The organism is Nonomuraea bangladeshensis (assembly GCF_039529455.1).
Taxonomy (GTDB): Bacteria; Actinomycetota; Actinomycetes; order Streptosporangiales; family Streptosporangiaceae; genus Nonomuraea; species Nonomuraea bangladeshensis.
The window spans coordinates 189,364-208,959 of sequence record NZ_BAAAMV010000005.1 but is presented as its reverse complement, the minus strand read 5'-3'; the positions used below and the strand labels follow the sequence as shown (position 1 = coordinate 208,959).

General features: G+C 71.3%; 19 protein-coding genes. 13 read left to right on the top strand and 6 right to left on the bottom strand.

Annotated elements, in window-relative coordinates; genetic code table 11:
- From ABD292_RS16800 to ABD292_RS16785, 4 genes are all read left to right on the top strand, one after another.
- Nucleotides 1-1,302 (top strand): nucleotide sugar dehydrogenase, encoded by a 1,302-nt coding sequence (locus tag ABD292_RS16800; protein ID WP_344208181.1) that lies wholly within the window; start codon nucleotides 1-3, stop codon nucleotides 1,300-1,302.
- Nucleotides 1,299-2,252, top strand: a complete 954-nt coding sequence (locus ABD292_RS16795) for an NAD-dependent epimerase/dehydratase family protein (protein ID WP_344208180.1) — start codon at nucleotides 1,299-1,301, stop codon at nucleotides 2,250-2,252. The genes ABD292_RS16800 and ABD292_RS16795 overlap by 4 nt, the downstream gene beginning before the upstream one ends.
- A complete protein-coding gene (locus tag ABD292_RS16790; protein WP_344208179.1) occupies nucleotides 2,249-2,941 on the top strand; it encodes a hypothetical protein in 693 nt (230 codons plus the stop codon). Before ABD292_RS16795 ends, ABD292_RS16790 begins: the two co-directional genes overlap by 4 nt.
- Nucleotides 2,942-3,014: 73 nt before the next feature.
- The gene (locus ABD292_RS16785; protein WP_344208178.1) at nucleotides 3,015-3,929 is read left to right on the top strand and encodes an IS982 family transposase; all 915 of its coding nucleotides are present in this window, start codon (nucleotides 3,015-3,017) and stop codon (nucleotides 3,927-3,929) included.
- 29 nt (nucleotides 3,930-3,958) lie between these two features.
- Here ABD292_RS16785 and ABD292_RS16780 read toward each other — a convergent pair whose 3' ends face one another.
- The 4 genes from ABD292_RS16780 to ABD292_RS16770 form a co-directional block, all read right to left on the bottom strand.
- On the bottom strand, nucleotides 3,959-5,005 hold the full coding sequence (locus ABD292_RS16780) for a 2-oxoacid:ferredoxin oxidoreductase subunit beta (RefSeq protein WP_344208177.1): 1,047 nt from the start codon (nucleotides 5,003-5,005) through the stop codon (nucleotides 3,959-3,961).
- Entirely contained in the window at nucleotides 4,998-6,842 is a 1,845-nt protein-coding gene (locus ABD292_RS16775; RefSeq protein ID WP_344208176.1) for a 2-oxoacid:acceptor oxidoreductase subunit alpha, read from the bottom strand. The genes ABD292_RS16780 and ABD292_RS16775 overlap by 8 nt, the downstream gene beginning before the upstream one ends.
- Nucleotides 6,843-6,968: 126 nt before the next feature.
- Nucleotides 6,969-7,061 (bottom strand): putative leader peptide, encoded by a 93-nt coding sequence (locus ABD292_RS48985; RefSeq protein WP_350778063.1) that lies wholly within the window; start codon nucleotides 7,059-7,061, stop codon nucleotides 6,969-6,971.
- 33 nt (nucleotides 7,062-7,094) lie between these two features.
- Nucleotides 7,095-8,783 carry a polysaccharide deacetylase family protein gene (locus ABD292_RS16770; protein ID WP_344208175.1) on the bottom strand — a complete coding sequence of 563 codons (1,689 nt, stop codon included), beginning with the start codon at nucleotides 8,781-8,783 and terminating at the stop codon, nucleotides 7,095-7,097.
- Nucleotides 8,784-8,924: 141 nt separating this feature from the next.
- On the opposite strand from ABD292_RS16770, the gene ABD292_RS16765 reads away from it, so the two are divergent.
- Entirely contained in the window at nucleotides 8,925-9,296 is a 372-nt protein-coding gene (locus ABD292_RS16765; protein ID WP_344208174.1) for an NADH-quinone oxidoreductase subunit A, read from the top strand.
- Nucleotides 9,297-9,322: 26 nt separating this feature from the next.
- Here ABD292_RS16765 and ABD292_RS16760 read toward each other — a convergent pair whose 3' ends face one another.
- Entirely contained in the window at nucleotides 9,323-9,937 is a 615-nt protein-coding gene (locus ABD292_RS16760; protein WP_344208173.1) for an HAD family hydrolase, read from the bottom strand.
- A gap of 305 nt (nucleotides 9,938-10,242) precedes the next feature.
- Between ABD292_RS16760 and ABD292_RS16755 the strand changes: the two genes are divergently transcribed.
- The 4 genes from ABD292_RS16755 to ABD292_RS16740 all read left to right on the top strand — a co-directional run bounded on the left by ABD292_RS16755 (nucleotide 10,243) and on the right by ABD292_RS16740 (nucleotide 13,437).
- Entirely contained in the window at nucleotides 10,243-10,773 is a 531-nt protein-coding gene (locus ABD292_RS16755) for an NADH-quinone oxidoreductase subunit B (RefSeq protein ID WP_091079859.1), read from the top strand.
- On the top strand, nucleotides 10,770-11,312 hold the full coding sequence (locus tag ABD292_RS16750) for an NADH-quinone oxidoreductase subunit C (RefSeq protein ID WP_344208172.1): 543 nt from the start codon (nucleotides 10,770-10,772) through the stop codon (nucleotides 11,310-11,312). Before ABD292_RS16755 ends, ABD292_RS16750 begins: the two co-directional genes overlap by 4 nt.
- A gap of 20 nt (nucleotides 11,313-11,332) precedes the next feature.
- Nucleotides 11,333-12,274 carry an NADH-quinone oxidoreductase subunit NuoH gene (gene nuoH, locus ABD292_RS16745; protein ID WP_329586622.1) on the top strand — a complete coding sequence of 314 codons (942 nt, stop codon included), beginning with the start codon at nucleotides 11,333-11,335 and terminating at the stop codon, nucleotides 12,272-12,274.
- A gap of 215 nt (nucleotides 12,275-12,489) precedes the next feature.
- On the top strand, nucleotides 12,490-13,437 hold the full coding sequence (locus ABD292_RS16740) for a hypothetical protein (RefSeq protein WP_344208171.1): 948 nt from the start codon (nucleotides 12,490-12,492) through the stop codon (nucleotides 13,435-13,437).
- A 165-nt stretch (nucleotides 13,438-13,602) separates the two neighbouring features.
- On the opposite strand, the gene ABD292_RS16735 is transcribed toward ABD292_RS16740, so the two are convergent.
- The gene (locus ABD292_RS16735; protein WP_344208170.1) at nucleotides 13,603-14,886 is read right to left on the bottom strand and encodes a serine/threonine-protein kinase; all 1,284 of its coding nucleotides are present in this window, start codon (nucleotides 14,884-14,886) and stop codon (nucleotides 13,603-13,605) included.
- A 208-nt stretch (nucleotides 14,887-15,094) separates the two neighbouring features.
- Between ABD292_RS16735 and ABD292_RS16730 the strand changes: the two genes are divergently transcribed.
- The 4 genes from ABD292_RS16730 to ABD292_RS16715 are packed head-to-tail and all read left to right on the top strand — an operon-like array spanning nucleotide 15,095 to nucleotide 19,591.
- A complete protein-coding gene (locus tag ABD292_RS16730; RefSeq protein ID WP_344208169.1) occupies nucleotides 15,095-16,357 on the top strand; it encodes a NuoI/complex I 23 kDa subunit family protein in 1,263 nt (420 codons plus the stop codon).
- On the top strand, nucleotides 16,354-17,007 hold the full coding sequence (locus tag ABD292_RS16725; protein WP_344208168.1) for an NADH-quinone oxidoreductase subunit J family protein: 654 nt from the start codon (nucleotides 16,354-16,356) through the stop codon (nucleotides 17,005-17,007). The genes ABD292_RS16730 and ABD292_RS16725 overlap by 4 nt, the downstream gene beginning before the upstream one ends.
- On the top strand, nucleotides 17,007-17,492 hold the full coding sequence (nuoK, locus tag ABD292_RS48980; protein ID WP_425565100.1) for an NADH-quinone oxidoreductase subunit NuoK: 486 nt from the start codon (nucleotides 17,007-17,009) through the stop codon (nucleotides 17,490-17,492). Before ABD292_RS16725 ends, nuoK begins: the two co-directional genes overlap by 1 nt.
- Nucleotides 17,489-19,591, top strand: coding sequence for an NADH-quinone oxidoreductase subunit 5 family protein (locus ABD292_RS16715; RefSeq protein ID WP_344208167.1), 2,103 nt, complete (start codon nucleotides 17,489-17,491; stop codon nucleotides 19,589-19,591). The genes nuoK and ABD292_RS16715 overlap by 4 nt, the downstream gene beginning before the upstream one ends.
- The last annotated feature ends 5 nt before the right edge of the window (nucleotides 19,592-19,596 follow it).

Here is a 19,596-nt window from a genome sequence, read left to right as displayed (position 1 = left end):
ATGCCGAAGACCGTCGGCGTGATCGGCATGGGCTATGTGGGCCTGACGCTGACCGCCGCCCTGGCCCGCAAGGGGTTCGTCGTGCACGGCGTGGACGCGAACCCGCGCGTCGTCGAGGCGCTGTCCAACGGCCGGATCCACGTGTACGAACCCGGCGTGCAGGAGGCGTTCGCCGAGCACCTCGGCAGCGGCATCACCGTCGCCGACCGGCTGCCCGACACGCCGCTCGACGCCGCGATCCTGTCCGTCTCCACGCCCGTGGACCTCGCGACCGGCCGGCCCGACCTGCGCAACCTGGCCGCCGCCGCCGAGCACGTGGCCGCCACCTGCCGGCCGGGCACGCTCGTCGTGGTCCGCAGCACCGTCCCGATCGGCACCTCCCGCTCCGTCGTGCTGCCCGCGCTCACCGCCCGCTGGGGCGACGACGTCCGGCTCGTCATGGCGCCCGAGCGCACCATCCAGGGCCAGGCGCTGCGCGAGCTGGTCGAGCTGCCCCAGGTCGTCGGCGGGCTCGACGAGGAGAGCCTGGAGGCGGGCGTCGCGCTCTTCGCCGGCCTCGCCGAGCAGGTCGTGCCGGTGTCCGGCCTGGAGACCGCCGAGATGGTCAAGCTGTCCAACAACTGCCACACCGACCTGATCTACGCCTTCGGCAACGAGCTGGCGCTCATCGCCGAGCAGCACGGCCTCGACCCGCTGGAGGTCATCAGGGCCGCCAACCTCGACTATCCCCGGCCCGACCTGGCCAGGCCCGGGTACGTCGGCGGCGGCTGCCTGTCGAAGGACCCGTACCTGATGATCGCGAGCACGCGGCGGCCGCCGTACCTGGTGGACCGGGCGCGGGCGCTCAACGAGCGGCTGCCCGCGCACGTCGCCGAGCGGATGGTCGAGCTGATCCGCGAGAGCGCCGGACGCACCGAGGGCGTCAGGCTGTCGGTGCTGGGCTGGGCGTACAAGGGCTGGCCGGCCACCGACGACATGCGCGGCACCCCCATCGCCGAGATGATGCCGCTCTTCCGCGCCGTCGGCCTGACCGTGCTCGGCCACGACCCGCTCGTCCCCGACGACGTCATCCGCGAGTACGGCGGCGAGCCCGTCAGCCTGGACAAGGCGTTCGCCGACGCCCACGCCGTCCTCGTCATCAACGACCATCCCGACTACCGGGGGCTGGAGGTCGAGTCACGGCTGGCCACCTCCGGGGTGCGGGTGGTGTTCGACTCCTGGCGCATCCTGGACGAGGCGGCGATCATCCGGCACGGCGTCCGCTACGCCGGCATCGGCTACCTGGCGGAGGAGCGGGCATGAGGGCGCTGCTGCTGGGCGGGGCCGGCTTCATCGGGCTGCACCTGGCCCGCCGGCTGCTCGCCGACGGGCACGAGGTGACCGTCGTGGACGACTTCTCGCGGGGGCGGCGCGACGACGCGCTCGCCGGGCTGGCCGTCGAGGTGCGCTCGGCCGACCTCACCGACCCGGCCGCGTACGACGCCCTCGAACCCGGCTGGGACCAGGTGTTCATGCTGGCCGCCGTGGTCGGGGTGCGCAACGTCGAGTCCGGCCCGGCCCGGGTGCTCCGGGTCAACACGCTGTCCCTGATGCACCTGCTGGACTGGATGGGGCCGGGGCGCGGGCGGCTGTTCTTCGCCTCCACCAGCGAGGCGTACGCCGGGGCGGTCAGCACCGGGCTGGCCGCCGTGCCGACCGCCGAGGACGTCCCCCTCGTCATCGAGGACGTGGGGTCGGCGCGGCACACGTACGCGATCAGCAAGCTGCTCGGCGAGGCCGCGGTGCTGCACACGGCGCGGGCCAAGGGGTTCGAGGCGGTCATCGGCCGCTTCCACAACATCTACGGCCCCCGCATGGGCGCCGACCACGTCATCCCCGAGCTGTCCCTGCGGGCCGAACGCGGCGAGGACCCCTTCACCCTCTACGGCGCCGACCAGAGCCGCGCCTTCTGCCACGTGGACGACGCCGTCGAGGCGGTCGTGAGGCTCATGAACGAGCCGCGGGCGGCGGGCCGGATCGTGCACATCGGCAACGACGCCGAGACCAACATCGGCGACCTGGCCAAGCTCGTCCTGCGGATCGCGGGCACGAACCCGGAGATCCGGCACGTGCCCGCGCCCCCCGGCTCGGTCGCGCGCCGCTGCCCCGACCTCACGCTGCTGCGCGAGCTGACCGGGTACGAGCCGCGCGTCGCCCTGGAGGACGGCGTCCGCCGGACCTACGCCTGGTACCGGGAGTCGTGGACCGGATGACGCAGCCCATCGCGTTCTACTACGGGGCGGGGGAGCTGGAGCGGCTGTCCGGCTTCGACAAGGTCGTGCTCCAGGCGGACTTCTACCGCCCGGAGGAGCTGGACCTGCTGCGCGGGCGCGGCACGCAGACCCTCGGCTACCTGTCGCTGACCGAGGACGCCGGGCCGCCCGCGCCGTGGCACCGCGCCGAGCACAACCCCGACTGGGGCGGCGCATTCGTCCACACCGGCGACCCCCGCTGGGTGGCGCACGTGGTGGAGCAGGCCCGTACGGCGATCGGGAAGGGCTTTCGCGGGCTGTTCCTCGACACGCTCAACATCGAGCAGACCTACCCCGAGGACCTGCCGCACCTGCTCTACCTCATCGCCGCCATCCGCGAGGAGACGCAGCCGGAGTATCTGCTGGCCAACCGGGGCTTCGGGCTGCTGCCGCAGCTCGCCGACCTGGTGGACGGCGTGCTGTTCGAGTCGTTCTCGGCGCGCTGGGTGGACGCCGGCAACTACGCGCCCTGGCCGGACGACGTGCTGGAGGTCCACGCCTCCGTGGCCGAGCGGCTGCTCGGCCTCGACGTGGACCTCTACGCACTCGACTACGCCGACAACGACGAGCTGTGCGACTTCGCGCGCCGGCGGGCGCGCGAATTCGGCATGCTCTGCTTCGTCAGCGACAGGGTGCTGTCGCGGATCTGAGTTGTCGACCAGCTAGATGATTGATGCCAAGGCGTAGCTGCGGAGATAGGGCGAGGGTGCCCAAGCTCGATGTGTGACGAAAGAGTTAGACACCCTCGCAACCGCACTGTACGTGCGGATCGATGATGTGTTGAAGGCCCAGCCACAGCTGGCTCCGTGGCGGCCGAAGGTCGGCATCGCGCCGACGCTCAGCGACGCCGAGCTGGTGACCCTGGCGGTGCTGTCGGCGCTGCTGGGCTTCACCTCCGAGCGCCGCTGGCTGCGGCACGCTCGCACCGAGTTGAGCGCGATGTTCCCGCATCTGCCTGGCCAGCCGGGCTACAACCGGCGGCTGCGCAACGCCTGCGGCCTGGTCAGGCACATGATCCGGATACTGGCCGCCGACACCTCGCTGTGGAGTGACGACGTCTGGGTAGCCGACTCCACGCCGATCGAATGCGGCCGCTCGCGGGAGACGGCGCGGCGTTCGGCGCTGGCAGGGTGGGCGGAGTACGGCTACTGTGCCTCCCACTCCCGCTACTTCTGGGGGCTTCGGCTGCACCTGCTGTGCACGCTGGGCGGACTGCCGGTGCTGTACGCCCTCAGCGGCGCCAAGGCCGATGAGCGCGAGGTACTGCTCGGCATGCTGCAGGCCGCACCCGACGTCCTGGCCGCTCATCCGGAACAGACGATCATCGCTGATCGGCATTACTACGGCCGCGTCTTCGAAGCCGAGCTCACCGAGCGTGAGCTGCAGCTGCTGCGCCCGGCCCGTCAGAGCGAACCCGAGCGGCCCGGCGCAGCACTGTTCAAGCCACTGCGCCAGACCATCGAGTCGATCAACCAGACCCTTAAGAGCCAGCTGGACCTGGAACGCCACGGCGGCCGCACCCACGCTGGCGTCATCATCCGCGTACTGACCCGCATCCTCGCGCTGACCAGCGTGATCTGGCACAACGACGAGACCGGCCAGCCGATCAAGCGGTCTCTGATCGCCTACGACCACTAACCGTAGCCAGACCCCTTGGCATCAATCATCTAGTTGATGCGCCAGGTGTCGCCGCCCAGCAGCAGCTCGCTCAGGTCGCCGGGGCCTTGCCGCTCGGCCGCCTCGTCGAGCTGCTCGGCCATCAGCGTCTCGTAGGAGGGCCGGTCGACGCTGCGGAAGATGCCGATCGGGACGTGCTCGAAGGCGGGCTCGTCCAGGCGGGACAGGGCGAAGGCGAGGCTGGGGTCGGGGTTGTGCACGTCGTGCACGAGGATCTGGTCCTCGGTCACGCTCGCGCGGGGCACGACCTCGATGCCGCCGTTCGCGCCGCGGACCACGGCCTTGGTGGCGCTGGCGATCGGCTGCCCGTGCTCCAGGCGCAGCGTGATGTCGTCACGCAGGCCCGGGTCCTTGAGCGGCTCGAAGGCGTTGTCGTTGAAGATGTTGCAGTTCTGGTAGATCTCGACCAGGGAGGTGCCGCGGTGGGCGGTGGCCTCCCGCAGCACCGACTGCAGGTGCTTGCGGTCGGAGTCGATGGTCCGGGCGACGAACGAGGCCTCGGCGCCGATGGCCAGCGAGATCGGGTTGAACGGCTTGTCGAGCGAGCCCATCGGCGTCGACTTGGTGATCTTGCCGACTTCGCTGGTGGGGGAGTACTGGCCCTTGGTCAGCCCGTAGATCCGGTTGTTGAACAGCAGGATGTTGAGGTTGACGTTGCGGCGCAGCGCGTGGATGAGGTGGTTGCCGCCGATGGACAGGGCGTCGCCGTCGCCGGTGACGACCCAGACGCTGAGGTCGGGGCGGGAGGCCGCCAGACCGGTGGCGATGGCGGGGGCACGGCCGTGGATCGAGTGGAAGCCGTAGGTGTTGAGGTAGTAGGGGAAGCGGGAGGAGCAGCCGATGCCGGAGATGAAGGCGATGTTCTCCCGCTTGAGCCCCAGCTCGGGCAGGAAGGACTGGACGGCCGCGAGGATCGCGTAGTCACCGCAGCCGGGGCACCAGCGCACCTCCTGGTCGGACTTGAAGTCCTTCAGGCTCTGCTTGGCGTCGGTCTTCGGGACCAGGCTGAGGCCCCTGCCGTTGACGAGCTCAGTCACTGTCGATCACGTCCTGGATGACTCCGGCCAGCTCCTCGGCCTTGAACGGGAGCCCGCGCACACGGTTGTAGCTGATGACGTCGACGAGGTAGCGCGCGCGCAGCAGCAGCGCGAGCTGGCCCAGGTTGATCTCGGGCAGCAGCACCTTGTCGTAGCTCTTGAGCACCTCGCCGGTGTTGGCCGGCAGGGGGTTGAGGTGGCGCAGATGGACCTGGGCGACCTTGCCGCCGCCCGCCCTGATGCGGCGCACGGCCGCGGCGATCGGCCCGTAGGTCGAGCCCCACCCGACGACCAGCACCTTCGCGTCGCCGTCGGGGTCGTCCACGACCAGGTCGGGAACGTCGATGCCGGCGATCTTGGCGGCCCGGGTGCGGACCATCAGGTCGTGGTTGTCGGGGTCGTAGGAGATGTTGCCGGTGCCGTCGGCCTTCTCGATGCCGCCGATCCGGTGCTCCAGCCCGGCGGTGCCGGGGATCGCCCACGGCCGGGCCAGGGTCTCGGTGTCCCGCTTGAACGGCAGGAACGTGCCGTCCTCGCCGTTGGGGGCGGTGGTGAACTCCTGGGAGATGTCCGGCAGGTCGGACACCTCCGGCAGCCGCCACGGCTCGGAGCCGTTGGCGAGGTAGCCGTCGGAGAGCAGCATGACCGGGGTGCGGTACTTCACCGCGATCCTGGCCGCCTCGATGGCGGCGTCGAAGCAGTCGCTCGGCGACATCGGCGCCACGACCGGCACCGGCGACTCGCCGTTGCGGCCGAACAACGCCATCAGCAGGTCGGTCTGCTCGGTCTTGGTCGGCATGCCGGTGCTCGGCCCGGCCCGCTGCACGTCCACGATGATCAGCGGCAGCTCGGTGGTGACCGCGAGGCCGACCGTCTCGGCCTTCAGCGCCACACCGGGGCCGGAGGTGGTGGTCACGCCGAGCGCGCCGCCGAACGCGGCCCCGAGCGCCGCGCCGACGCCGGCGATCTCGTCCTCCGCCTGGAAGGTGCGGATGCCGAACCGCTTGTGCTTGGACAGCTCGTGCAGGATGTCGGAGGCCGGTGTGATCGGGTAGGAGCCCAGGAACAGCGGCAGCTTCGCCTGCACGCTCGCGGCGATCAGGCCGTAGGCGAGCGCCTGGTTGCCGGAGATGTTGCGGTAGACGCCGGGCGCGAGGCGGGCCGGCTTGACCTCGTAGGAGACCGAGAACGACTCGGTGGTCTCGCCGTAGTTCCAGCCCGCCTGGAAGGCCGCGATGTTGGCCTTGGCGATCTCGGGCTTCTTGGCGAACTTGTTCTCCAGGAACTTGATCGTGTGCTCGGTCGGCCGGTGGTAGAGCCAGCTCAGCAGGCCGAGGGCGAACATGTTCTTGGAGCGCTCGGCGTCCTTCTTGGACAGGTCGAAGCCTTCGAGGGCCTTGACCGTGAGCGAGGTCAGCGGGACCGCGTGCACCCGCCACTCGGCCAGCGAGTCGTCCTCCAGCGGGTTGGTGGCGTAGCCGACCTTCTGGAGGTTGCGCTTGGTGAACTCGTCGGTGTTGGCGATGATGTCGCTGCCCCTGGGCAGGTCGCCGAGGTTGGCCTTGAGCGCCGCCGGGTTCATCGCGACCAGCACGTTGGGCGCGTCGCCCGGCGTGAGGATGTCGTGGTCGGCGAAGTGGAGCTGGAAGCTCGACACGCCGGGAAGGGTGCCCTGAGGGGCGCGGATCTCGGCCGGGAAGTTGGGCAGCGTCGACAAGTCGTTGCCGAACTCCGCCGTGCCCGCCGTGAATCGGTCGCCGGTGAGCTGCATGCCGTCGCCGGAGTCGCCGGCGAACCGGATGATCACGCGGTCGAGTTGCTGGACCTGCTTTGCCACAGCCGCTCAGTCCTCCTCGACGCGCCGGGGCGCGGTTGCATTGGGCGCGTTCTCTGTTTCCATGCTAGATCCTCGGAAGGGTCACGCGTTTGCAAGCCGCCGAACGCGGGTAAACGCGGTGGGAAGTCAGGGTGAGATCGGAGAACGACGACGACACAGCCCGGACGCGAGCCTGCAGAGATCGACATGCAGGCGGGCGAACAGGACGGTACGGGTCACGAGCGCCAACTATACGTCCCTCCGACCCATGGGCTACGTCAGGGGCTGCTTGCGGGACGGCTCACTCCCTGACCTGTACAGGCGTCCGGCCTGCATGCCGGCAGGTCCGTACAACTCTGGAACGGTGACGAAGGTGTAACCCTTCCCGCGCAACCGCTTGAGGATGTCCGGGACCGCGGCCACGGACTCCCGGTGGATGTCGTGCAACAAGATGATCGCACCTGGATGCGCGTCGTGCACGCTTCTGTCCACGATGTCGCGGGTCGCGCCGCCCTGCTGGTCGGAGGCGTCCACGTCCCAGGTCACCAGCGGGAAGCCCTGGTCCCGCGCCACGTTGCGCAGCATCCCGCTCACGGCCCCGTACGGCGGTCGGACCAGCGTCGGGGCCTGGCCGATGGCCGCGGCCACCGCGTCGCGGGTGCGCTCCAGCGAGTCGGCGATCTTGGCGGTGCCCGGCTTCGACAGGTCCGTGTGCGACCAGCTGTGGTTGCCGACCAGGTGGCCCTCGTCGCTCATCCGGCGCAGCAGGTCCGGCTGGGCGGCCGCGTTGGCGCCGACGACGAAGAAGGTCGCGCGGGCGTTCTCGCGCTTCAGGATGTCCAGGAGCTCGGCGGTGTGAGGGCTGGGGCCGTCGTCGAAGGTCAGGGCCACGCACTTGGTGGCGGCGCAGTTCACGGTGCCGGCGCGGTTGCTGACGGCGGCGGGGGAGCGCGGGGGCGCGGCGAACGGGCCGCCGGGCATGTCGTTCTGCGGCGCGCCGGGGGTGTCGCCGGGCGCCCCTGGCGTGTCGTTCTGCGGCTCGCCGGGCGCCCCTGGCGTGTCGTTCTGCGGCTCGCCGGGCGCGCCTGGTGTGTCGTTCTGCGGGGTGCGGTGTGTGTCGCGGTGTGTGCCTGCGGACGGGTCGGTGGGCGTGTCGGCGGATCGGGGTGCGGTGCCGGTGGCGCGGCCGCTGTGGGCGGTGCCGTCGAGGGTGGCCTGCTGGGCCCGGTGGCCGAGCTCCGACAGCAGCGGGGCCGCCTTTTCCGCGGGCACGGCCACCGCGAGCCGCCCGAGCCGGCACGGCGTGAGCTGGCAGTCGTCGAACTCGACCACCAGGTCCCCGGCGCGGTTGAAGGCCATCGAGTCGAACTGGTCGTCGTCGGCCGTGACGGCGTCCCGCTCGACCTGCGCGCCCCGGTCCTTGAGCTGCTCCTTGACCAGCGTCACCAGCCGCCGCCTGGCGTCGTCGCCGGCGAGCAGGCCGGTGGAGCCGGTGGTCGTGCCGGAGCGGGGGTCGTACCAGAGCGTGCGGGTGGAGTTCTCCCAGCGCGCGCCCGTGAACTCGCCGGTGCGCAGCCGCACCCCGACCGCGTCGGGGGAGGCGGCGGCGAGCTGCCATTCGACGTTCAGCTCGGGCCGCGGGTCGGAGATCTCGTCGCCGGTCCGCGTACGGAAGTCGCGGAGCTGCCGTCGCGCCTGCTCGCGCAGCGCCGTGACGAGCGCGGGCGCGCCGGCCAGCGAGGGGTAGGTGATGTGCACGTAGCGCGATCCGTGGGCGGCGTGGCCCTCGGTGACCGTCTCGGCGGACAGGCCGGAGACGCCCGCCGGGTCGACGAAGTCGATCATCGTCGGCTCTGCAGGGACCATGACGTTCTGCTCGGGGCCGGCGGCGGCGGCGAGGCCGCACCCGCCGGTCGAGAGGGTCAGCAGAGCGACTCCGAAGACGAATCGCTTGTTGTGCATGAATGTCACATTATGGTGCTGATCATGCCCTTCGTGCCGATTTGTAGGGATGTGGCAGGGACTTTGACGGAGCTTGGGTTTAGCTCACCTTCGGGGGCCGGGGCCCTGGGTTCCGCGGACGTGGCGGGCTACGATCGCGTCATGGACGGCTATTTCGGGTCGTACGTGCTGGTCGCCGCGCTGTTCGCCATCGGCGTCGCCATCGTGGCGGGGGCCCTCACGGCCAACCGCCTGCTCCGCCCGACCCGTCCCACGCCCGACAAGCTGACCACGTACGAGTGCGGGGTCGACCCCGTCGGCGAGGGCTGGGCGCAGTCGCAGGTCCGCTACTACGTCTTCACCTACCTCTACGTCGTCTTCGCCGTGGACGCCGTCTTCCTCTTCCCCTGGGCCACGATCTTCGACGCGCCCGGCTACGGACTCACGACGCTCGCCGAGATGTTCGTCTTCCTCGGCTTCATCGCGCTCGGCATCGTCTACGCCTGGCGCAAACGCGTCCTCACCTGGACCTGAGAGGGCGGTTTGTGTGCTGGGCGGGCTCAGACGCTCGAGCCGGCCGGCCGGCGGGTGAGCGGCCGGACGTCGATGACCGCCATGTCCGCAGCGTGAGCGGCGGCGATGCCTTCGTCACTGTCCTCGTACACGGTGCAGCGATGTGGAGGGACGCCCAGCAGCTTCGCCGCGCGCAGGAAGATGTCCGGCGCGGGCTTGCCCCGTTCGACGTCGTCGCGGGTGACGAGAGTGGCGAACCGGTGGCGGATCGGCAGGTGACGGAGCGTCGTCTCGATCACCTTCCGGGCACCCCCGGAGGCGACCGCCATGGGCAGTCTGCCGTGGAAGGAGGAGACCACGGCCTCGACCTCCGGGTGGACGCGGATCTCGTGCGCCGTGCGCAGGAACCGTTCGTCGCGGTCCGCCACGATCTCCTCCACGGACCGCCGGAGCCGAAGGCCGCCCTCGCGTGCCAGCAGACGGACCATCTCGGCGGAGGACAGGCCGGTGCGCGCGTCGAACCACTCCTGGTCCAGTCGCACGCCCTCCTCCGCGAGTGCTCCGGCCATCGCGAGATAGTTCGCCCGCTGGGTGTCCACCAGCGTTCCGTCCCAGTCGAAGAGCAGGGCGCCGGCGTTTCCCGGATGGAGTTCAGGCAACACTGTCTTCCGCCTTCCCACGAGAGCGATCGGCTCTCATCCTCGCAGCGTTCGCATCTCGTCGATGAACGGCCACGGCTCAGGCCCGCCCCGCACTCGCCGCCAGGGAGTCCGCCGCCCAGTGCGCCGCCGTGGCCAGGCTCATCAAGGTCCGCGTGCCCACGACGCTCCTGGGTCATCGACGATGATCAGCTCGTAGCGGCGGATCTTCTTCAGCTCGGCCTCGAGCTGGAACGCGCCGATGGTGGGTGTCCTGAAGTCCCGGGGTCGCCTTTGCGGCGCGCCCGACAAGCGCGAGAATGGAAGACATGGCAGCGACGGATCTCCCGATGCCCACCGTGGGCCCGGTCTCGCGGCTGGCGCCCAAGCCGATGCGCTTCGTGCTCAACTGGGGCCGCCGCTACTCCCTGTGGGTGTTCAACTTCGGGCTGGCCTGCTGCGCCATCGAGTTCATCGCCACCTCCATGAGCCGGCACGACTTCATCAGGTTCGGGGTCATCCCGTTCGCCAACGGGCCGCGCCAGGCCGACCTCATGATCGTCTCGGGCACGGTCACCGACAAGATGGCGCCCGCCGTCAAGCGCCTCTACGAGCAGATGCCCGACCCCAAGTACGTCATCTCGTTCGGCGCCTGCTCCAACTCCGGCGGGCCCTACTGGGACTCCTACTGCGTGACGAACGGCGTCGACCAGATCATCCCCGTCGACGTCTACGTCCCCGGCTGCCCGCCCCGCCCCGAGGCCCTGCTCCACGGCATCATGAAGCTGCAGGAGAAGATCGCCGGCGAACGGCTGAGCGACCGCTACGTGTGGTCCAGGTCGCACGGGGAGGAGGCGTGACCGACCTGCTCGCCCGCCACTTCGGCGACCGGGCGGCCATCACCGAGTCCTACGGCGAGACCACCGTCGACGTGGCGCCCGCCGACTGGATCGAGCTGCTCACCTTCGCCCGTGACGACCTCGGCCACGTCTTCTTCGACTGGCTGACCGGCGTCGACGAGCCGCCCGACGCCTTCGTGATCGTCGCCCACGTCTACAACCCGGCCGGCCGCGAGCGTCTGCTGCTGCGCACCCGCGTTCCGCGCGCCGAGCCGCGCCTGCCGAGCGCCGTCGGCGTCTACCGGGGGGCCGACTGGCACGAGCGGGAGACGTACGAGATGTTCGGCGTCGTCTTCGAGGGCCACCCCAACCTCGTGCCGCTGCTCCTGCCGGACGGCTTCGAGGGCCATCCGCTGCGCAAGGACTTCGTCCTCGCCGCCCGCGTCGCCAAGGCGTGGCCCGGCGCGAAGGAGCCGGGGGAGTCCGGACACGGCGCGCCGAGCCGCCGCAAGACCCTGCCGCCGGGCGTGCCCGCCGATTGGGGCACGCCGCCCACCTGACCCCCGCTGGGAGCCGCCCGATGCTGCACGTGGTGCTGAGCTTCGCCGTCATCATCGTCGTGTTCCTGGTGCTGCCGCTCATCGTGGGGCAGACCGAGCACAAGGTCATGGCCCACATGCAGTCGCGCCTCGGCCCCATGTACGCGGGCGGCTTCCACGGGTGGGCGCAGCTCATCGCCGACGGGGTGAAGTTCGCCCAGAAGGAGGACGTCATCCCGGCCGCGGCCGACCGCCGCATCTTCATGATCGCGCCCGGGGTGGCGCTGGTGCCGTACCTGGTCGTGCTCGTCGTCATCCCCTTCGACCGCGACTTCGTGGCCGTGGACCTCGACCTCGGGCTGTTCTTCGTGCTGGCGGTCATGGGCGTGGGCGTGCTGGGCGCGATCATGGCGGGCTGGGCGTCGGCGAACAAGTACTCCGTGCTCGGCGGCATGCGCGCGGCGGCCCAGCTCATGTCGTACGAGCTGCCGCTGGTCCTCGCCGCCTCCTCGGTCGCGATGGCCGCCGGCACGCTGTCGATCCCCGGCATCGTCGAGGCGTGGCAGTGGTGGTGGCTGCCGTGGCAGGCGGTCGGGGGCGTGGTGTTCTTCGTGGCCGGGCTGGCCGAGCTGCGGCGGCCGCCGTTCGACATGCCGATCGCCGAGTCCGAGATCATCATGGGGCCGATGACCGAGTACACCGGCATGCGCTTCGCGCTGTTCATGCTCGCCGAGTACGCCGGGATCGTCGTGCTGTCCTTCCTGACCGCCGTGCTGTTCCTGGGCGGCTGGCACGGGCCGTTCCTGCCGGGGTGGCTGTGGACGTTGCTGAAGGTGTTCGCGCTGGCGTTCGTGGTGATCTGGCTGCGGGTGACGTATCCGCGGCTGCGCGAGGACCAGCTGCAGAAGCTCGCGTGGGTGGTGCTGGTGCCGCTGGCACTGGGACAGCTCGCCCTGACCGGAGTGGTGAAGGTCCTGCTCTGAAACACCGCCGCGAAGCCGCCGGGAAAGAGCCATCCTGTAGGAGAACACGAACGAGCGGGGACGGGGCGGTGGAGCCGCCCGGCGCACGGGGTCGGTGGCGCTTGCACGAACGCGAAGGGTCAGGAGGCGGCGGCGGGATGCGTGAACCCGACGGCTCAGCGGGTGGCGGCGGGGTGAGTGGCTCAGGACGCGACGGCTCAGGGGGTGGCGGCGGGGTGAGTGAACTCGTCCCGGCGACGGGCGCGACGGCCAGAAGCAAGCGTCCCCAACTCGCGATGACCGCCGACGCGGGCATCCTGACGGTCACCGACCGCACGTCCGGCGAGACGGCGCAGGTCAAGCCCGCCTCCCTCTACCTCTACCGCCACGAGCGCCCCGGCTCCGAGGATCTGTACGGCGTCGCCGCCCTCGACGCCGACGGCCTCGTCCTGCTCGACCTGCCCGGCGGCTGGCACATGCCCAGCGTAAAGGACCTCGCCGCGCAGGCCGGGATCCCGGTGTCGGAGACCCGCTACCAGACCCCCGCCCGGATCGGCGCGAACCTCGCCGCCCGCGCCCCCGGCTGGCGGCGCTTATCCGGCCTGCCCCGCCGCCGCCGCTTCACGAAGGTGCACAAGATCGCGGTCGCCGGCGCGGGAGTGGCCGGCCTGGCCGTGATGACGATCCTGGCCGTCAACGGGATGTGGTTCGCCTGGCGCGGCGTGGCCACCCTGGGCCGGATCCTCGTCGATCTGCTGGAGGTGAAGTGGCTGTTCCTCGCCTTCTTCAGCCCGCTCCTCCTGGTGATGCGTCCCATCACCGGGCGGCTGCACCGCTGGCGGGTGGGGCAGGGCTCGATCGTCGGCCCGCCGTCGGGGCCGTACCTGGTGGGCCGGCAGCCCAGCACCCTGGAGGTCGTCGGCGGCGTGCAGACCCTCGCCACCATGCGCCGGGGCCGCGCGCCCGGCCTGGCCGCCGGCCTGCTCCTCTACCGCCACGAGGACCTGACCGGTCTGTTCATCCTGGACAGCCTCGGCAAGGCCCTCCACCACCTGCCCGGCCCGTGGCCGGCGGCCGACCTCGACCGCTTCGCCAAGCGCAACGACCTGACGCTGGCGGTGCACGGGTTGACGCACGACGAGTACACAACTCTCGCCAAATCCACCAAGTCCGCCACCCCCTGACGCGGCCCCGCCCTGGCCCATCACGCCGGCCCGCCCTGGTCCATCACGCCGGCCCGCTCTGGCCCGTCACGCCGGCCCGCCCCAGCCCCGTCTCTGGCCCGTCACGCCGGGCCGCCCCGGGCCCCGTCACCCCTGCCCCCAGCTTGGGCCGGCCCCCTGGCCGCCTCAGTGGATGATGGCCAGCATCACATCCGAGGCCGACGGCCGTTCGTCCGGCCGTTTGTTGAGGCACGACCCCACGATCCCCCGCAACCCCGGCGGCAGCGGCGACAGATCCGGGTGGACCGTGAGCACCCGGTTGAACACCGCCGGCACCGTGTCCTCCCCGAACGCCGGCCGCCCCGTGGCCGCGAACATCATCGTCACCGCCCAGCTGAAGACGTCCGAGGCCGGCCCCACGGCCTCGCCCGTGAGCTGCTCCGGTGACATGTAGGGCGGAGTGCCCACCATCTTCCCGGCCGTCAGCGTCACCTGGTCGAGCCCGCGCGCGATCCCGAAGTCGATCACCCGTGGCCCGTCCGGCCCGATGAGCACGTTGCTCGGCTTGAAGTCCCTGTGGACGACGCCCGCCTTGTGGATGGCCGCCAGCGCACCGGCTGTGGATAACGCCAGCCGCGTCAGCCCGTCCTCGTCCCGTGGCCCGTGCTTCTTGACCAGTTGCTCCAGCGACGGCCCGTCCACGAACTCGCTCACGATGTACGGGAATCGTCCGCTGATGTCGACGTCCAGGACCCGGGCTGTGGAGAACGTCGCCACCCGCCGCGCCGCCTCCACCTCACGCGCGAACCTGGCCCGCGCCGTCTCGTCCACAAGGTCGTGCAGCACCTTGACGGCGACCCGAGTCCCGTTGGGCGCCGCTGCGAGGTAGACCGATCCCTGCCCGCCGCGCCCGAGCGACCTGAGAACCCGGTAGTGCCCGATCCACTCGGGCTCGCCGGGCCGGCGCTGGTGGCTGGGCTCGGTGCTGCGCTGCTGGACGTTCATGGGCGGCGGCGTCGGGCGCTGGCCGCCCATCACCGGAACGTGCCGCTGATCCCCCATGACCGGCATGGGCCGCTGACCGCCCATGGGAGACACCTGCGTCGGACGCTGGTGCAGGGGCGGATACATCGGCGGACGCAGCCGCGCCCGGACCATCCTCGGCACCAGCACCGCCGAATGGACGACGCCGCCGAACCACGCCGCGACCAGCCCCACCGACACCAGGAAGTCGAGCGGCTGCGGGATGTCGTCGATGTTGTCGTACGAGAGCGCGCCGATCACGAAGGAGCCGATGCAGACGAGGTAAACCGAGGCGGCGACGGCCTGGAGGGCACTTCGCAGCCAGTACGCGGCGAACCCGATGGTGAACGGGGTCGCCAGCCCGCACGTGAGGAGAGGCAGGCAGGCCCACACGACGGCGGCCGCCCACGCCCCTCCGCTCGGACGGACTGCTTCGCTGTGCTGCATGGCGGGAAGACTATCGCCCCGTCGTGGTTCATACCGGGCATGCGCTCAGCTTGTGGATAACCACCCCTCATTCTGTGGATGGCTGTGGAAAACCTGGGGACAACACCCCCGCTCATTCACGTGCGCGCCCACTTGCGCCATGATGTTGAACATGGGGCGAATACCGGGAGTGGGACTGGTGAAGGGACTGTCCATCACCCTTCGCCACATGCTGCGCAAATCCGTCACGCAGCAATACCCCGAGGTCAAGCCCGCCCTGCCGCCCCGCAGCCGAGGCGTTATCGCCCTGGTTGAGGAGAACTGCACCTCTTGCATGCTGTGCGCCCGGGAATGCCCGGACTGGTGCATCTACATCGACTCCCACAAAGAGACCGTCCCGGCGCCCGAAGGCGGCCGCCCGCGCCAGCGCAACGTCCTCGACCGGTTCGCCATCGACTTCGCGCTGTGCATGTACTGCGGCATCTGCATTGAGGTCTGTCCCTTCGACGCGCTCTTCTGGTCCCCGGAGTTCGAGTACGCCGAGGGCGACATCCGCAACCTCCTGCACGAGAAGGACCGGCTGAGCGGCTGGACGCAGACCGTCCCGCCACCGCCGCCCCACGACCCGGGCGCCGAACCCCCGAAGGAACTCACGGCCGCCCCCCGCCGCCCCGCCGGCCGGACGACCCCGGGCACCCCTGCCGACCGCCCCGCACGCGGAACGCGCGACACGAAGACGGCACAGGAACCCGCGTCCACCGGCACGCCCGCTACCGGACCCGCAACGCCGCCGGCCGCCACTCCCGAAGCTTCCTCCGGCGGCCCCCGTACTGACGCGGCCCCGCCCCAGCCCCGGGACACGAGCACCGGCAGCACGGGCACGACCGGTGCTGGTGCGACCGCTGCGGACGCGGGCACCGGCGGCACGGGCACCGCAGGCGTGGGAGGCCCGCAGCCGCCCACCGCTGCCCAGCCCCCCACGGCCGCTCCGGCTTCGGGCGCCGAGCCCGGCCGTCAAGGCCAGGAGCCGGAGACAGGCACCCCGGGCAGGCCCCAACGCCCCCGCCGCGCCATGTCCAACGTGCGCGGCATCCGCCCGCCCGGCGCCCTCCCAGCCCGCCCCGCAGGTGACACCTCCGCGGCCCGAGGCGACGACGAGTCCGCCGCTGAGGCCGCCGTCCCACCGCCCTCAGGCCCGTCTGCCGAGGCTCCGGCCCGGCCTGCCGTCCCGCCCGCTCGCCGCACCGGGACCGAAGGCGACGACGAGGAGCCGCAGGGGGCGTCCCAGTCCACCGGCGGGTCGCCATCCACAGGCGGCCCGACCGATGAAGAGTTGTCCACAGGTTCGGGCGAGACGCGATCGAAGCCCGATCCGCAGGAGCAGACTGCTGCTCCGAGCCCTCGCCGGCGTCGGATGGCCGACCCTCGGTCCATCCGACCACCCGGCGGGCTCGGCCCTGACGAGCCGAAGGAGCCCGAGGAGGAGTCGTGACCGAGGCGGTGCCCTCCTACCTGTCACCCACAGGGCAAGAAATCGTCTTCTTGCTGCTGGGCGCGGTAGCGGTCGGATCGGCGCTGCTCGTTGTCACGACCAGGCAACTGGTCCATGCCGCCCTCTGGCTCGTGGTCTGCTTCGGCGCCCTGGCGGGCTGCTATCTCGTGTTGACGGCCGAGTTCGTGGCCTGGGTGCAGGTGCTGATCTACGTGGGCGCGATCGTGGTGCTGCTGCTGTTCGGCATCATGCTCACGCGCGCCCCGATCGGCCGCTCCGCCGACCTCGACAGCGGCAACCGCGTCGTCGCCGCCGTGGTCGCGCTCGCCACCGCGGCCATCCTGGTCACGGTCGTCATCGACGGCTTCCGTACGGCGTACACCCCGCTCGATCCCGGCGGGGGCGCGGCGAAGGAGCTGGGTGCGAGCATCTTCGCCACGTGGGTGCTCCCGTTCGAGGCGCTGTCCGTCCTCCTGCTCGCCGCGCTGATCGGCGCGATCGTCCTGTCCCGTACGGACATTCCGGGCGGATCGCCACCGGCGGGCCCGGCGCCTCCGGCAGGTCCGGTCACCGGCGGGGCCGATCCGCCTGCCAGAGGAGACCCCGCACCACCTGACCGCCCATCCGACCAGACGAGCGGGGGCCAATAGTGCACATCGTCTATCCGGCGGTCGTCTCCGCGCTGTTGTTCTCGATCGGTGTCTACGGCGTGCTGGCTCGCCGCAACACGATCCTCGTGCTCATGTCGGTCGAGCTGATGCTCAACGCCGTCAACCTCAATCTGGTCGCGTTCGACGTCTGGCTGGCGGATCGCCTGCACAGCGGTCAGGTTCTCACCCTCTTCGTCATCGTCATCGCGGCGGCCGAGGTCGGGCTGGGCCTGGCCATCGTGCTCGCGCTCTACCGCAACCGCCGTACGGTCGATCTCGACCACCTCCGCGCCCTGGCCGAGCCCGCGACCGTCGCCGGCCAGGAGCAAGAAGACCCAGAGGCGGGCGACCTCACCGGCGCAGCCCGGGAGGCGCCGCAGCCGGTCGACGTCGGCGCTTCTCGGGGTGCGGCGGGAGGAGCAGCCCAGGCTGATGGGGGCAGCGGGGGCGGGCAGGCGGTCAGGCGGGAGAGGGGCACGCTGTGACGACGTTCCCGCTGTGGGCCGTTCAGCTGCCCTTCGTCGCCGCCTTCGCGGGCCTGCTGCTCAGCCGCTGGCCGCATCGCCGTCCGCCGACGCGGCCCGCGCCGTCCGTGCGTTCCGCGAGCGGATCCGCCGACGAGCCGTCCCCGAGCGGATCCGCCGACGAGCCGTCCGCGGGCGGGCCCGCCGACGAGCGGTTCGCGGACGAAGCCCCCGACCCGCACTCACCCGGCACCTGGACCTCCGACGAATGGCCGGACCCCGAGGAGGCCGCACAGGAGGCCGGCGCGAGGGCGGCCGACAGGCGGGCCAACGCGCGGGCCGCCTGGATCGCGATCATCCCCACCGCCGTCTCCGCCGTCCTGGCGGCCTGGCTCGCCTGGGACCGAGGGTTCGCGTTCCTGACCGCCTCGGGTGTGGGCGCGCCGACCGGTCACACCTACGGCACGATCACCACCGGCGGCCTCCCGATCTCGCTGGTCCTCCAGGCCGACAACCTGTCCGCGCTCCTCGGCGTCCTGGTCACCCTCGTGGCCCTGGCCGTCCAGGTCTACTCGGTCGGCTACCTCGCCGACGACTCCCGCTACCCCTCCTACAGCGCGTTCATCAGCCTGTTCACCAGCGCGATGCTCCTGGTGGTCTACGCCGGCGACCTCCTGGTCCTGTACGTCGGCTGGGAGATCATGGGCCTCTGCTCCTACCTCCTCATCGGCCACTGGTGGGAGGACAGGGGCAATTCGCGGGCCGCGGTGAAGGCGTTCCTCGTGACCCGGCTCGGCGACGTCGGCTTCCTGTTCGGCATCTTCGTGCTGGGCGCGGCCGCGGGCAGTTTCCGCGTCGCCGACGTCCTGGCGAAGGCGCCGGAGATGTCCCAGGCGACGCTCGTGACCGCCACGCTGCTCCTGCTGGCCGGCGTGGCCGGCAAGAGCGCCCAGGTGCCGCTGCACACCTGGCTCCCCGACGCGATGGCAGGACCGACGCCGATCAGCGCCCTCATCCACGCCGCCACCATGGTCGCCGCCGGCATCTTCATCGTGGCGAGGCTCTTCCCCGCCTTCCTCGCCGCACCGCCGACGATGGACGTGCTGGCGGTGCTGGCCGCCCTCGGCATGCTGGGCGCGGCCCTCGCCGCCCTCGCCCAGGACGACCTGAAACGCGTCCTCGCCTACTCCACGATCAGCCAGCTCGCGTACATGGCGGGCGGTCTCGCGGCGGGCTCCGACACGGCGGCGATCTTCCATCTCCTGACGCACGGCGCGTTCAAGGCGCTGCTGTTCCTCTGCGCGGGCGTGGTGATCCACCACGTCGGCTCCAACCTCATGACCCGGATGGGCGGCCTGCGCCGCGAGCTGCCGATCACGTTCGCCACGATGACGATCGGCCTGGCCGCCCTCATGGGCATCCCGCCGGCCGGCGGCTTCTTCAGCAAGGACGCGGTACTCGCCGCCATGGACGACGCCGTGACCACCGGCACGCTCACCGACGCCGCGGCCCTGCTGCTGTACGCGTGCGCGCTCGCCACGGTCGCCGTCACCGGCGCGTACGCGACCAGGGCCTGGCTGCGCACGTTCTTCGGCGAGGCCAGGGCGGTGCCGGTGCCGTTGCCCGAGCCGCCGCCCGGCACGGCCCACGTCGTGGACGTCACCGAGGCCCCGAGGACGATGCTCGTCCCCGTCGTCCTCCTCGCCGTGCCCGCGCTCCTGCTGGGCCTGGCCGGCGGGCTGCACGTGGACGTCGGCGTGGCCGCGGCCGGCGTGCTGCTCGCGCTGCTCGGCGCGGGCGCGGTCTACGCGTTCTGGCGCATGGACCCGCTCGCCGACCCGGCCCGCCTGCTCGGCCCGCTCCGTACGCCCTGCGAGCAGGCGTTCTACGTCGACCGGGGCTACGCCGCGCTGTTCGTCCGCCCGGTCCTGGCCCTCGCCAGGCTGGTGGTGCGGACGGACGACACGGTCGTGGACGGCGCGGTGCGCGGCTCCGGCCGGACCGCGCGCGGCCTCGCGGGCGTGCTGCGCCTGGCCCAGAACGGCAACGTCCAGCTCTACGTGAGCGGCCTGCTCGCGGGTGTCCTGCTGATCGCGGTGGGGGCGGTGGTGTTCACGTGACCGAG

Excerpts from the sequence above, each read along its gene's own strand:
- ABD292_RS16800 (WP_344208181.1), top strand. The coding sequence starts at position 1 with ATGCCGAAGACCGTCGGCGTGATCGGCATGGGCTATGTGGGCCTGACG.
- ABD292_RS16795 (WP_344208180.1), top strand. The coding sequence starts at position 1,299 with ATGAGGGCGCTGCTGCTGGGCGGGGCCGGCTTCATCGGGCTGCACCTG.
- ABD292_RS16790 (WP_344208179.1), top strand. The coding sequence starts at position 2,249 with ATGACGCAGCCCATCGCGTTCTACTACGGGGCGGGGGAGCTGGAGCGG.
- ABD292_RS16770 (WP_344208175.1), bottom strand. The coding sequence starts at position 8,783 with ATGCACAACAAGCGATTCGTCTTCGGAGTCGCTCTGCTGACCCTCTCG.
- ABD292_RS16765 (WP_344208174.1), top strand. The coding sequence starts at position 8,925 with ATGGACGGCTATTTCGGGTCGTACGTGCTGGTCGCCGCGCTGTTCGCC.
- ABD292_RS16755 (WP_091079859.1), top strand. The coding sequence starts at position 10,243 with ATGGCAGCGACGGATCTCCCGATGCCCACCGTGGGCCCGGTCTCGCGG.
- nuoH (WP_329586622.1), top strand. The coding sequence starts at position 11,333 with ATGCTGCACGTGGTGCTGAGCTTCGCCGTCATCATCGTCGTGTTCCTG.
- ABD292_RS16735 (WP_344208170.1), bottom strand. The coding sequence starts at position 14,886 with ATGCAGCACAGCGAAGCAGTCCGTCCGAGCGGAGGGGCGTGGGCGGCC.
- ABD292_RS16730 (WP_344208169.1), top strand. The coding sequence starts at position 15,095 with ATGCTGCGCAAATCCGTCACGCAGCAATACCCCGAGGTCAAGCCCGCC.